Here is a 14890-nt window from a genome sequence, read left to right on the forward strand (position 1 = left end):
GCAAGTAAGTTAAGCATACAAAAGCCTTACCAGCGACTAAAAATCACCAGTAAGGCTTTTCTACTATGCGTTATTAATTTTGGGACTAACTAGCAACTAAGCTAGCTACAACCTACTTATTGCTGTGACGAGAAGTGCCACGACGCTTACCCAAGAAGATTGCAGCACCAGCAGCAGCTACCGTTGCAGCAAACATGCTCAACACAGATACTGCACTACCAGTCTTACTTAGTTCAGCAGCACGACCTGCCTGTGACGCATGAGCTTGCACGGACTTACGGACTTGAGCTGCATGAGCCTGAGCATCCGCAAGAGTCTTACGAGCATCCGCAAGTTTACGCTGAGCAGCATTAACTTGAGCTTGCGTTGCAGATGGGTTAGCAGCAAGCTTCTTAACTTCAGCCTCAGCAGCTTCAACCTTCGCTTGTGCTTGAGCAACAGCAGCATCAGCGTTCTTCACAGCTGGCGTATTGTTTACAGCAGCATTGGTAGAACCAGTTGTGCTCTGATCAGCCGTAACGCTTGCACCAGTGGTGGTTGTGTTGCCAGTAGTTGTGCCAGCGTTGCTGCCAGTGGTGGTACCAGTGGTGGTACCTGCAGTGACGCCTGTACCCGCATCACTCGTAGTGCCAAACTTGCTCACAATCGCTTGTTTAGTATTCTGAAGCTTCTTCAAAGCTTCATCAACTTGAGCCTGCGTAGCATGAGCATCCTGAAGCACTGTATGAGCATCGTCAACAGCTTGCTTGTACGCATCTAAATCAGGTACTTCAGCAACCAAATACGGTGCTTTGCTTCGGAAATTAGTATCATCGTCAACAGCCTGCTGCAAACCACTCTTATCAACTGAAGGAGTTGGAGTTGGCTTCAAATCATGCTCAGCCTTATTCAAATCCTCAGCAGCCTGATTCACCTGATCCTGAGTTGCATTCGGATCCTTATTCACTTCGTTAGCGTGATCCAAAGCGTGATCATAAGCCTGCTTCTTATCTGAAGGAGCATTCGTATAATCATCAGACTTCTTCACATTAGGCTCGTTGCCAATTTCCTTTTGCAAACCAGTCTTATCAACTGAAGGAGCTGGAGTTGGGGCTGGCTTCAAATCATGCTCAGCCTTCTTCAAATCCTCAGCAGCCTGATTCACCTGATCCTGAGTTGCATTCGGATCCTTATTCACTTCGTTAGCGTGATCCAAAGCGTGATCATAAGCCTGCTTCTTATCTGAAGGAGCATTCGTATAATCATCAGACTTCTTCACATTAGGCTCGTTGCCAATTTCCTTTTGCAAACCAGTCTTATCAACTGAAGGAGCTGGAGTTGGGGCTGGCTTCAAATCATGCTCAGCCTTATTCAAATCCTCAGCAGCCTGATTCACCTGATCCTGAGTTGCATTCGGATCCTTATTCACTTCGTTAGCGTGATCCAAAGCGTGATCATAAGCCTGCTTCTTATCTGAAGGAGCATTCGTATAATCATCAGACTTCTTCACATTAGGCTCGTTGCCAATTTCCTTTTGCAAACCAGTCTTATCAACTGAAGGAGCTGGAGTTGGGGCTGGCTTCAAATCATGCTCAGCCTTATTCAAATCCTCAGCAGCCTGATTCACCTGATCCTGAGTTGCATTCGGATCCTTATTCACATTGTTAGCGTGATCCAAAGCGTGATCATAAGCCTGCTTCTTATCCGAAGGAGCATTCGTATAATCATCAGACTTCTTCACATCACCACTATTCGCAATCTCATGCTGCAAACCAGTCTTATCAACAGAAGGAGCTGGAGTTGGAGCTGGCTTCAAATCATGCTCAGCCTTCTTCAAATCCTCAGCAGCCTGATTCACCTGATCCTGAGTTGCATTCGGATCCTTATTCACATTGTTAGCGTGATCCAAAGCGTGATCATAAGCCTGCTTCTTATCTGAAGGAGCATTCGTATAATCATCAGACTTCTTCACATCACCACTATTCGCAATCTCATGCTGCAAACCAGTCTTATCAACAGAAGGAGCTGGAGTTGGGGCTGGCTTCAAATCATGCTCAGCCTTCTTCAAATCCTCAGCAGCCTGATTCACCTGATCCTGAGTTGCATTCGGATCCTTATTCACATTGTTAGCGTGATCCAAAGCGTGATCATAAGCCTGCTTCTTATCTGAAGGAGCATTCGTATAATCATCAGACTTCTTCACATCACCACTATTCGCAATCTCATGCTGCAAACCAGTCTTATCAACAGAAGGAGCTGGAGTTGGAGCTGGCTTCAAATCATGCTCAGCCTTCTTCAAATCCTCAGCAGCCTGATTCACCTGATCCTGAGTTGCATTCGGATCCTTATTCACATTGTTAGCGTGATCCAAAGCGTGATCATAAGCCTGCTTCTTATCTGAAGGAGCATTCGTATAATCATCAGACTTCTTCACATCACCACTATTCGCAATCTCATGCTGCAAACCAGTCTTATCAACAGAAGGAGCTGGAGTTGGGGCTGGCTTCAAATCATGCTCAGCCTTCTTCAAATCCTCAGCAGCCTGATTCACCTGATCCTGAGTTGCATTCGGATCCTTATTCACATTGTTAGCGTGATCCAAAGCGTGATCATAAGCCTGCTTCTTATCTGAAGGAGCATTCGTATAATCATCAGACTTCTTCACATCACCACTATTCGCAATCTCATGCTGCAAACCAGTCTTATCAACAGAAGGAGCTGGAGTTGGAGCTGGCTTCTTACCATCCAACGCAGTCTTAGCAGTAGTAATAGCCTGAACAGCTTTAGCAACATCATCAGCCGTAGCATCAGTCTTAGCTAACACGCTTTGACCATCACTAATAGCCTTATCATAAGCACCCTGCTTATCAGCATCAGCATACTTATACGCGTCAGAATCCTTCACCTGCCCAGCAGCATCAACAAGAGCCCTCAAACCAGTCTTATCAACAGAAGGAGCCGGAGTTGGCTTTTGTTCCTTACCATCAAGAGCCTTAGCAGCATTCTGCAATGCAGTCAATGCAGCATCAACAGCTTTTTGCTTCTGTTCTTGAGTCTTTGGATCCTCGCCAACAGCTAACTGTTTCTTGCCTTCAGCATCCGCAATCGCATCTTCAGCCGCTGCAAGTGCCTTGTCAAAATCAGTCTTCTTGTTCTCAGTAGCATTCTTGTATACAGGCTTATCCGTCAAAAGCTTATCTTTGTCGACTTCAGCTTGTAATGCAGTTGTATCAATGCCGTCAAGAGCCTTGCGAGTATTCACTAAGTTAGCAAGAGCAGCACCGATTGCATTCTGCTGAGCTGCAGCATCAGCACCAAGCTGAGTTACTTTATTTGCATCCTTAGCCTCTTCAAGAGCAGTTTTTGCAGCTTCAAAAGCTTTATCGAATGCTTCCTTCACATTCTTCGTTGCATTCTTGTATACAGGCTTTTCCTTCAAAGCAACATCATCAGTGTACTCTTTTTGCAAGTCGTCAGTGTACAAACCAACACCCTTAACAGAGCTATCAAGACCTTGCATAGCTTTAAGCAAATCATTGTACAAAGCGTTAGCACCGTCAGCGTTAATATTGTCGCTGTCTGCGCCATCAACCTTATCTAGTTGAGTGTTTGCAGCCTTCAAAGCAGCATCGAAAGCAGATTTCTTATCTTCAGTGGCAGAAGAATACTTTTTATCTTTATCATCCTTCTTAAGCGCGTCTGCACTCGTAGCAAGATCAGCCAAACGCTTCATCACACCGTTCAAGTTCAACGCTTGCTCAAGAGCATCATCGATGTCATCCTTGCCAGTAGACTTTCCAGCTTCATCAACATGATCAGAGGCATCAGTGCTATCAAGAAGATCCTTATAATACTGCTTTTGAGCCTTGTTCAAATACTTAAGATCAGCAATCTGCTTCTTAGCATCCTCAATCTTTTGAGCTTTCAAGTAACGATTAGCAATACCGGTTGGATCACCAAGCATAGTTGCAGCTTCGATGTCCTTAATAGCCTTCTGCTTTTCAGCATCTGGAAGATCACTACCGTTAATACGCTTCTTCTGAGCTTCCTTTTCTTTATTAAGTTCAGAATTTTGATCGTTGGTGATACTAGAAGTATCGCGCTTAGGCGTATTCTTCTTAATGTCTCCATTCGCAGCATCGATATTAGTATCTACGCCATCAACAGCCTTCTTGATTTCGGAAGGCTTTGTTGCGTTGTTCACAGCAGTCTTAGCATCATCGATTGCTTTAGTGGCAGCTTCATATGAAGTTTTAACGCTCGCTTGCTGTTCAGAAGTCAACGCCTTGTATGCTGCATCAAGCTCTGCTTTCTTAGTTTCAAGCTTCGCAATACCAGCATTCTTGGCATTCTGCTCGTTACTTGTATTCTGTAGCTTGGCGGCGTCAAGAGCATTCTTAATCTCATCTGCAGTGGCATCCTGCTTTGCAAGAGCAGCTTCCAAAGCAGTGAGCGTTGGATCCTTAGCAGGAGTTCCACCGAGCAACTCGTTAAGAGCAGCATCCTCAGTGTGGTTTGGATCAGACGAATCATCTTTTCCACCCTTACCGTGGTCAAGGAACACAAACGTTGCTTTTTGTGCTTCTTCCTTAACGCCCTTAAGCTCGCTGAGTTTCTTGGCTTCATCAACAACGCTATTCACGCCATTAATGTCAGCTGCTTTATTGACCTTACCCTTAAGAGTATTCTTTTCATCATCACTCAAATTAGGAAGCTTGCTGATAATATCCTTAGCAGCTTCTTTAGCAGCGTCGAGCTTCTGCTGGTTCTCAGCGTCAGTACCATTCTGATTGCCGCTTATTTCGTTACTAACTGTTGGATCTACAGATTTTGCGTTTTCACCAGCTTTCTCTGCAGCTTCCTTCAAAATCTTTTGAATTTCTTCAGCAGTATTTGCTGTATCAATACGATCATCAAAACCTTTCTTATCTGTCTTAGTCAGATTTGGATTATGATCGATTGTCTCCTTAGCTTGCTTTCTCATCTCCTTAAGCTCATCGTCGCTAAGCTTTGGAGTTTTTTCCTTCTTCTTGTAGCTAATAGCAACAGAGAAAAGCTGCTTACCATTCTGATCCTTAAAGACGATTGACTTATAGTCTTTTTTACCATCGGTTTCGCTGGAAGTAACTGACATGATATTATCGTCAGCAATTTCCATGTTAACAGTGCCAGACTTTGGAGTTAAATCAGTAGGTAAAGTTGTAGGGACAGTATTAGCATTGAATTTGTCGCTATTATCGTAGTTAACTTTTACGAACGCTTCCACAGCCTTCTTGAAATCATCTTCAGTAGGCGTGGCTGGATTATCAACAACAACATCACCAGCAGAATTGTAAGTAGGATCAGCATGCTTTGCTTCACTCAGCTTCTTAATAAGCTCACGAAGCTCTTCGGCATCAGTCATCTTATCAATAGCTTTATCAGTTATTTCATCTTTATTTAAACCAGCTCTTGTAAAGTCAGATTTAGTAAGATTTTTCTTTTCAGCCAAAAGCTGCTTAGCAAGAGCCTTCAATTTTTCAACGGTGTTGTCCGTAGGATTCTGGCTTCCGCTATTCTTGATATACAAGTCAGATGCCTTGATGGTGAATAGTTGTTCTTCAGTAGATGCACCACTGGCATCTTCTTCAGTATCGCCCTTCTTGTGTCCACAAACTATGATATCGCCATAACCTTCCGTGCCTGCACTTGTATTCGCAAAAATCTTTGTAACACCAGCACCAGTAGCATCACTATACGGAGTCATACCTGTAGTATTTGGAGCTGCATTTACTCCAGAAGCATTTTCAAGCGTAACTGTACCATCACTCATTGCAGGGATTGTGCCAGTATAGTTATCGTTCACAAACTGCTGCAACGCATGCTTCATTTCATCTTGAGTTGGAGTTTCACCTGCAATACCAATCTTTGTAAGATTATACTTGTATCCATCTTGGCTTGGCTGTGGAGTTACTGTCTCCTTCTTGCGCTTCTCATAAATCCTACTGTGATCAATAGTAAGAAGTTCAGTGAGCTTCGTAGATGAACCAGTAGTCTTGTAACCCTTAATTACAATGTCTCCACTGTTGTTGTATTCAATATCAACGACGCCATCACCAGAATTGACACTAGCCGTAAGACCCTTAGTGCTATCTTTTGGCGTAAGATTGCTCACAAGGCATTTGCTTCCAGTTAATGTACCAGCTGACTTGTAGTTATCTTTAACAAACTGAAGAAGCGCACCATTTTTATCTTCTGTAGTAAGATGCTCAGGGTCATCGACAAAATACTTATTAAGGTTGTATTTGATTCCGCTTTCCTCAACAGTGCCAGACTGCTGATGCTTCTGCAGTTCAGGCTTCTGTTTCATAAACATACCCATCGGGTAAGTTGCAGACTCATACTTATCTGCCGTAAAAGTAACCTTGCCGACACCATTCTTATCAACAGCAAACGTAACGTCGGTAATTTGAGGATGAGTATCAGAGTCCTTAGTATCAGTAGCAGTCAACCCCTTCAAAGTATCTTTAATTGAAGTAAGTTGCGTACTATGATCAGTTAAATCAGTTGTCTTCATGTTAAACGGATCAAAATTCACAGAGGGAATGTCAGTAGGAACAGCAACCGTGAAATACTTTTTCTCATCGCCAGTTGGCTTCAGCTTTGGAGCATCAGGAGCTTTCTTCTTTAAGTATAAGAAACCTGGAACTATAGTTTGCGATCCATCTTTCCAAGTTATAGTAGCAGTACCGTTAGTAGCAATACTTACAGGAGATTTACCATTTTGCTTAGCAGCATTGTATATACCTAACTTTTCGTTAGCTTTATCAAACTTAGCTATTAAATCAGTAATCTCTTTTTGAGTTAGAGAAGAAGGATTATCAACTTCTGTATAACCCGGCAAAATGTACGGCGCCCAATCGGCGATAGTTGCACCTTGATACACCAAATCAGACGCAGGGATTTCAAGATTTGAACCATCTTCGTAAGTCACAACAAGGTTCTTGCCGTCTTTATCGAAAGCAATAGCATTATCCTTAGCAAGATGCTTGCTAAATTCGCTGTCATCAGGATTCGCCTTCTTGAACGCAGCAATAACAGTCTTCTTGTCCTCATCGGTCAACTTAGACGGCTTCACTACAGGCGTGCGAGCTGGAAGCGTTGGCTTATACTTGTCTTTATCGGTTTCGTTCTTTAATACCAATAAGTTAGCCGGCATAACACGCTTAGTGTTGTCTGTAAAAGTAATAGTCGCATTACCTTTAGCATCAACACTAACGCCGTCTTTTGCTACCAGCTTATCAAATAAGTTTGGATTTTTTGAATCCGCACTCTTATTAACATCCTCAATAGCCTTCTTCACTGCTGCCTGTTCATTCTCATCAAGCGAGTCAAGATTCTTTACAGGCGTCGGCTTAGGATATTTCAATTCCAAATGATCAGCAATCTTCGGTGCACGCATCGTGGTACCTGCAACGTAACGCCAATTGCCAACACCACGGTAAATACCTGCAACAAACAACAGCGGCTTCTGATCGCGCTGCATCCAAGCCTCATCCGTCATTTCTGCCACATACGACATTTCGTAGTAGCGTTGACCAGCAGACTCCCAGTCAGCAAAAATACCCTGGAGACCGTTAGCCTCACCGTCCTTATAAATATTCCACTGATCTTTGGTATTACCAGAATTATCGTAATCTTTCTCATTCTTAGTAATACCGACCATACGCTGCCAACCCTTGCCATCGATGGTCTTGTCACTACCAGAGTAATAATCGCGCGAAACACTGTGCTTCCACTGATCTATGTTGTTATACGTATGGTCACTTGCTATAACATAGCCTGGCCTTGAAGCATCTTGCAACTTTTTAGCACCAGGAGTAGCTGGACTAGAAGCCTCCTGAGTTCCTCGCTCATTCCTTACCAAACGAATTTGAGAAATCGTACCTGTTTCCAAACCTTTTGGCACACCAAACCACCAAGTTGGTCTTAAAGCCCACTTATCTGGTTGTTTATTTGAATCCTCAGGATTATTAGAAGTATATTCAACGCGCACAAACTTACCAAGCGGATCAACACCATCGTTTCCACCTTTAAGCGCGTCAGCCTTAGTTTTATAATATGTTACTTTAATCAGCAAACGCTCTTTACTGTAATCAGCGTCAGCTTTGTAGCCGTAATAAACGCGAGCACCGTCACCACTTACATAACCATCAGCATAGGCAGGAGAAACGAATACCCCCCCCCCAAGCAACATTGATCCAGCAAGCATCGCAGCGCACACACTCTTGGATAGTGGCGCATAAGTAGTATGCTTAGCAGACTTTTGCAAAGCAGCAAGATGCTTTACAGTAATACTCTTCTTCGTCATTATTCCTCACTTTATTTGGTATACATAAGCTGAATATGCAATTTGCAGCCAACAATAACAGACAGCAACAAGCAATCAGCATCCACTTCATTGATACACGCCAGCTTGCAGTTTCATTACGCTTCATACTCTCCCATACGTTTCAGCGAGCATAAACCTTGCAAACTGACACCCGTACAGATGTAATGATACTCAAAACTTCACGCATTTCAAGCATTGTTACACTATGATTTTTAAATATTTCGGCGTATTTCCGCAGAAATTATAGATTATGACGTTATGATATTTCTTTACAAAATAAAGCGACACGCCGCAGCTTGTAGTAACTATTCTCAGCTACTACTAGCTGCGTAAGTGCCGCTTTTAAAATTACGTCATGCAAAATTATTGATTGCTATGTAATGAATCATTTGGTTACATTATTTAGCTACGTTACCTCATTACGTTACCTCATTACGTTACCTAATTACGTTACCTAATTAAGATATGGTCGCAGCTTATCAATAAGTAAACCATTCGACGCTACTACATCATTCTCGCGGCGGTAATGAATAGGACTTCCATCCCACTGGCATACTTGTCCCTGAGCTTCTTGCACCACCACGGCACCGGCAGAAACTGCTGGAATATCCCATTGATGCAAATGCGGCTCAAAATAAGCGTCGTACGTGCCGTCTGCCACCTTGCATAAATCAAGCGAGGCTGGACCAATGCGTTTAATATCTGCCGGACAACCTTCTTCTAATGAAGCAACCACATCCAAAGCACGTTTCGATTCGCCCGGAATATAAGACATACCATAGCAAACTACCGAACCACGAAGATCCGAAGATGTAGACGGCGTAATCTTTTCACGTTTCTCACCTTGTGGAGTTCTGCGAATACGAATCGCACCTTGATCTTTTGCAGCAAGATATGTCAAACCCAATGCAGGAGCATGTACTACACCAAGCACAGGGCGAGCTGAACCTTCATCATTAAATTCAAACAAAGAAACCGTAAGCGTCCACTCAGCCATGTCTCGGTTGAAATTAATAGCACCATCAACATTGCCAACACACCAAAAACGGTCTCCAGGATTACAATGCTCTGGTCTCGTTCTCCAAAAACCTTGGAAAGGATTGACATAGGTCAAACGGTTTTGAATAAAGCGCACAAGCTTGTCACCAAAACCAGACTCTGATTGCATAGGATCACCCAACGCAAGCGAAGTCATATCTTGAGGACTTAACTGATCCTGATACGCATGTTTACCAACATCTTCCAAAATACGCGCAACTTCTAGCGCAACTTCTCGTAAATTCACGTTACACTCCCTACCCTGCTATACGTAAATTCCCGTATTTACGCACACTCTCTCTCACTTACAAATTACTTACTATTTTACTTGTCTTATAAAAGACTTACCAGCACAAACATATGTTGTGGTTAAAAGATACACAACATGCACAAACTAGTATCTCATCACTAGTATTCATCATTAATATTTAATCATTGTCCTACAATTTTACATTGCCTACGTACATTACTCAACTTTTCGTTCTATAAATGCAGAATTTATTTTGCATCTCAATATGTTTTGTAATTCATTCGTAGTGATATTAACGTGGTAGAGATTTGAGATTTTTCGCACTGATTGGATCTTGCGCGTTTATGAAGTTTTGCAGTTGTGCTCTGCAGACGCTGATTCTCTATTGCATAGAGAACGCTAGCACTCATGCTGCTGCACACATCACACCAGAAAATCTCAACCTACGCACCCACCCGCAGCTTAATTGCGCGACTTTAGTTGCACTTAGTAAACCACGCACTTTTCGTAACAAACTTAACGAGTCTATGAGTTTTGTGTTGTTGTTTAGTGTGTTGAGAGGCTGGAAAAATTGTGTTCAGTGCTAAAAGAGGACTGAGGAAGCAACATTGTTAAAAGATAGGCGAACACAATAAAATGCTTTAACAGTTAAAGCGACGAAGGACGGGACGCACGCAAACACAAATTTTCCAGCCTCGTCAAAACCAAAAAACTAAACCAGTTACAAAACTCATAGACGATACTAAAGAATATCGAAAAGAATATCGAAAAGAAAATCGCAAATAAAGAAATCCCCGAAACTCACGCAACATTAAGCAACGCATTAATTCACATTCAAAAAACGCAAGACAGCACTTACATCGCGAGTAAGAATGCGGTAAGGAGTAGCCGCTTGAACTGCTGGTTTTGCGCAGAAAGCCACGCCTAATCCAGCGAATGTAATCATTGCAATATCGTTCGCTCCATCCCCCACTGCAACAGTTTGTTCGTGCGCAATTCCGAAATTACTTGCCCAAGTTTGTAGCGCTTCAACTTTTGCGTTAGCGTTAACGATATTTCCAAGTACGTTGCCAGTAAGCCTGCCATTTATAGATTCCAAATGGTGAGCCACCCAAAAATCAATATTCAAACCCGGCAAAAATTCGTCCAAAATCTCGTGAAAACCGCCAGAAACTGCGCCAACTTTCCAACCATGCGCATGAAGAGTGTCAATTAAAACATTCGCGCCTTTAGTTACGTGAATTTGCGAAATAATACGCTTTTTGCACTCATCAATATGTAAACCGCGAAGCATACTCACGCGCAGACGCAAGGAAGTATCGAAAGTAATTTCGCCACGCATTGCGCGCGCTGTAATCTTAGAAAGCTCATCTCCGCATCCAGCTTCTGCACCGAGCAAATCGATAACTTCTTCTTCTATAAGTGTTGCATCAACATCCATAACCAAAAGCCCAGGCTTGGATAAAGTTGGCAACATCGAAGAAAGGTTCATACTCATAATTTTATGCACAGTAAGCTGTTGCCGAAAGCCTGGCTCCGCGCGCCCAGTCTGCCGCTTTCATAGCTTTCTTACCTTGCGCTTTTACTTCCAAAAGTTCAAGTGCGCCGCTTAAAGTACCGACCCAAACTTGCTTCTTGCCAGCAAGCAATTTTCCAGGATCAAGCTTCATCAATTCCTCACCATGTGGATCGTTAGCATTTGCTGGAACTGCGCGTAAAACATGCAAAGTAATCGGATCCGCATTATGTTCATCATCAGCGTGAAGTTCGCACCACGCACCTGGATTTGGCGTACAAGCACGAATTTGACGATCAACAGCAAAAGCTGGCGCATGAAAATCAATATGAGCATCTTCAACCGTGATTTTTTGCGCAACTTCTTGAGGAGTTTGATCTTGCTCAACCGGCACAATTTCACCAGTTTCCATACCACGAAGAGATGCTGCAAGCAGCGGAGCTCCGTCGTTTGCAAGTCGCGCAAGAAGATCGCCAGAATTTTCGTGAGGCTCAATTTTTGTAGTAAACTGCGCCAAAATAGGTCCACAATCCATGCCGCGTGTAATGCGAAAAACCGTAGCACCTGTAATGTCATCCCCGGCCCAAATTGCGCGCTGCACAGGAGCTGCACCTCGCCATTGCGGAAGAATCGAAAAATGAAGGTTATACCAGCCGAGCGGCAACGCATCTAAAACATTCTGGCGCAAAATCTTACCGTACGCCACAACTGCTGCAGCTTTTGCACCAGTTGCCGCAAGCTGTTCAAGAAACACATCTTCATTTTTAGGATCCGACTCAAGCACCGGCAAACCAAGCTCAAGAGCAGCCTTCTTCACAGGGCTTGGAACCAGCTTCCTTCCACGACCTGTTGGAGCGTCAGGACGAGTAAGCACTGCACGAACGTCAAAATGCTCATTATCTTTTGCTAGCTCACGAAGAGATGGAACCGCAACTTCTGGAGTACCTGCAAACAATATTGGTAATACCATACTTACCCCCACAATTTTTACACTTATAAAATTCTATGCCTATATAGTGCTCTTATAAAAGATTTTTGAGTATCACGCATGTTCGGTAATAAAATTTGCAAATTAACAAAATTTTGTCCATCTGCAAACATCAGCCAGCAAACATCAGCCTGAAAATATCAGCCAGCAAACGCTTCCTTTAATTTACTAAAGAAACCTTTACGCTCACTTGGCTGTTCTGTCAAAGAATGCTGCTGCACTTGCTTCACACTGCCGTCATGCAATTGAGCAAACTTCTCGATTAAAGCACGTTCCTCATCATTCAGCTTTGTAGGCGTTTGCACTACGACGTGAACAACAATATTGCCACGATCTTGAGAACGCAGTTTCGTTACGCCAAGATTTGACAAAGTAATAGTATCGTCACTCTGGCAGCCAACAGGAATAACTATGCGCTGCAAACCGTCAAACGTATTAATCTCAACATTATGACCAAGCACAGCCCAACTCATAGGAACCGTAATCCAGCAATGCAAATCGTCACCGTTACGCGTGAACTGCTTATCAGCGCGAATATGAATATCAACATACAAATCGCCGGCAGGACCACCGCATTCGCCAACACTACCCTGCGAAGCTAAGCGCAAACGACTACCATCACGAATGCCAGCTGGCACATTCACACCAACTTCACGAATAGTACGCACACGACCATGACCATGGCAGTTCTGGCAAAGATTCTTAATAATGGTGCCATGCCCCTCGCACTTATCACAAGGCATTGAAGACATCATTTGCCCAAGCATAGTGCGCACAATCTTCTGGCAAAAACCAGAACCATGGCATTGATCACACTGTTCAGGAGCAGCACTGTCTGCAGAACCAGAACCAGAACAATCCTTGCATACGCCAAAAGTAGTTACGCGCACACTGACATTGCCGCCAAAAATAGCGGTTTTCAAATCAATACGCGCCTCAGCTAACGCGTCATCTCCAGGCTGTACGCGAGAAATTGGCCCTTGCGAACTACCAAAAGAGCCACCAAAGAATTGGCTGAAAATATCCCCCATACCCATATCTGAAAAGCCAGCAGCACCAGCACCTGCACCAGCAGAAGGATCATTAGGATCAACACCCATATCTACCATACGACGCTTTTCTGGATTAGAAAGCACGTCATAAGCAGCATTCACTTCTTTAAACTTATCTTCAAACTCAGCGCCAGCAATATCCGGGTGGTATTTGCGGCTCATCTTGCGATATGCTTTACGAATTTCATCATCGCTAGCATTATGGTCAACACCCAAAATCTTATAATAATCAGTCACTGTAATCCCTTTGAATAGACTTCATAACACATTTCGTAACAAACTTCGTAATAAACCCCATCAGTATTACTCAACGTCACCTATTATATAACTCCACTTATTGTGCCATAAGGCAACGTCAGTAAGTCATAACCAACAGTGATTTTCAACGATTTTGTGCAATAAACGCATTTAGGTAACGTGCAACCGCTTTAACAGCAGCCATCGTAGCAACATAATCCATATGTTGCGGTCCAATAGAACCAATAAAAGCAACTGGCATATTTTGACGATGAGTTCGATCGATATTTGATTCTTGAGTAGAAACATCAGCTTGAGATGAAGATTCATTCATTAGCTGATTGTCAATATTATTTATAAAGGCAGCTTTTGCAGAACCAACATTCGCAGAACCAACATATACCGCATCAGCATTCCCAGAACCAGCATTACCAGAATCAACATTTGAGCTAGTAAAATCTGCAGAATCAGTAGACGCATCTGGATCATACCCATATCCACTCGTAACAACAGAAGCATGCAATAAACCTGGATTATGAGTCTCGGAACCTATAGCAACACTTACACCACTGGCACAGTCACTTGCTTCTTCACTCATCGCAGTCATTAAGCGCATTATCACAGCCTGCTCTTCAAGAGCATCAAACAAGGAAGCAAAATCACTCATTGTTTGACGGTGAGCCAACTGAGAAGCTCCAGCCATATACAAATCATGCGTATGTTCACCAATATGCATATCTTCTAACGCATCCACAAGAGAACGAAGCAAATTACGAATATGAGCACTAGCAATAGTAGTAGAAATTGTTTGCAGTGTACGCGCGGCTTCACGCAACGACAACCCAACGCATAACTTATTGATAGTAGCAATAGACTGACTTAATTCTTCAGCATTCACATCCGAAATCTGCAACATATGCTGCGCAACACTGCCAGTATCAGTAATAACAACTGCCAGCAGCATACTCATGGAAACTTGAACAAGCTCAATACGACGAACACTCGCGCGAGATAATGCCGGAGCTGCAACAAGAGCAACTTGACCTGTAATACTTGCAAGCAAACGCGCAGAACGCTGCAATGTATCTTGCAAACTAACCGATCCGCTTAAAAAGTTACGTATAGCACGACGCTGGGGCTCAGAAAGCGGAATCACAGCAGCCAAACCGTCAACAAAATAACGGTAGCCTTTTTCAGTAGGAATACGCCCTGCAGAAGTATGCGGCTGTATTAAGTAACCTTCTTCTTCCAAAGCCGACATATCGTTACGAATGGTCGCTGAACTGACACCAAGCTGATGATGTTTTGCTAAAGCAGCAGAACCAACAGGCTCCTGAGAACGAATATAATCCTCAACAACCGCACGCAATACCATCATGCGTCGTGACTGCATTATCGCTCCTTACAAACACGTCTAAATACTATACTTCTATAGTAATCTATTTCTTAGCACGCAACA

General features: G+C 43.3%; 6 protein-coding genes. All 6 read right to left on the reverse strand.

The features are described from left to right. Positions 1–112 precede the first annotated feature (112 nt). Positions 113–8329 (reverse strand): hypothetical protein, encoded by an 8217-nt coding sequence (locus HXT28_RS03255; protein ID WP_422113221.1) that lies wholly within the window; start codon positions 8327–8329, stop codon positions 113–115. Positions 8330–8804: 475 nt separating this feature from the next. Then, positions 8805–9635 carry an inositol monophosphatase family protein gene (locus tag HXT28_RS03260; RefSeq protein ID WP_422113222.1) on the reverse strand — a complete coding sequence of 277 codons (831 nt, stop codon included), beginning with the start codon at positions 9633–9635 and terminating at the stop codon, positions 8805–8807. Positions 9636–10461: 826 nt separating this feature from the next. Continuing rightward, a complete protein-coding gene (gene serB, locus HXT28_RS03265) occupies positions 10462–11115 on the reverse strand; it encodes a phosphoserine phosphatase SerB (protein WP_422113697.1) in 654 nt (217 codons plus the stop codon). Positions 11116–11140: 25 nt separating this feature from the next. Further along, on the reverse strand, positions 11141–12124 hold the full coding sequence (gene fmt / locus HXT28_RS03270; RefSeq protein WP_422113223.1) for a methionyl-tRNA formyltransferase: 984 nt from the start codon (positions 12122–12124) through the stop codon (positions 11141–11143). A 158-nt stretch (positions 12125–12282) separates the two neighbouring features. After that, positions 12283–13431, reverse strand: a complete 1149-nt coding sequence (dnaJ, locus tag HXT28_RS03275; RefSeq protein ID WP_016637126.1) for a molecular chaperone DnaJ — start codon at positions 13429–13431, stop codon at positions 12283–12285. A 145-nt stretch (positions 13432–13576) separates the two neighbouring features. After that, a complete protein-coding gene (gene hrcA / locus HXT28_RS03280) occupies positions 13577–14824 on the reverse strand; it encodes a heat-inducible transcriptional repressor HrcA (protein ID WP_422113224.1) in 1248 nt (415 codons plus the stop codon). Positions 14825–14890 lie beyond the last annotated feature (66 nt).

Origin of the sequence: Gardnerella washingtoni (genome assembly GCF_049262705.1) — a bacterium.
GTDB lineage: Bacteria > Actinomycetota > Actinomycetes > Actinomycetales > Bifidobacteriaceae > Bifidobacterium > Bifidobacterium vaginale_D.

Bases quoted from the DNA above. Each gene is read 5' to 3' on its own strand.
- HXT28_RS03255 (WP_422113221.1), bottom strand. From the start codon at position 8,329: ATGACGAAGAAGAGTATTACTGTAAAGCATCTTGCTGCTTTGCAAAAG.
- serB (WP_422113697.1), bottom strand. From the start codon at position 11,115: ATGTTGCCAACTTTATCCAAGCCTGGGCTTTTGGTTATGGATGTTGAT.
- fmt (WP_422113223.1), bottom strand. From the start codon at position 12,124: ATGGTATTACCAATATTGTTTGCAGGTACTCCAGAAGTTGCGGTTCCA.
- hrcA (WP_422113224.1), bottom strand. From the start codon at position 14,824: ATGCAGTCACGACGCATGATGGTATTGCGTGCGGTTGTTGAGGATTAT.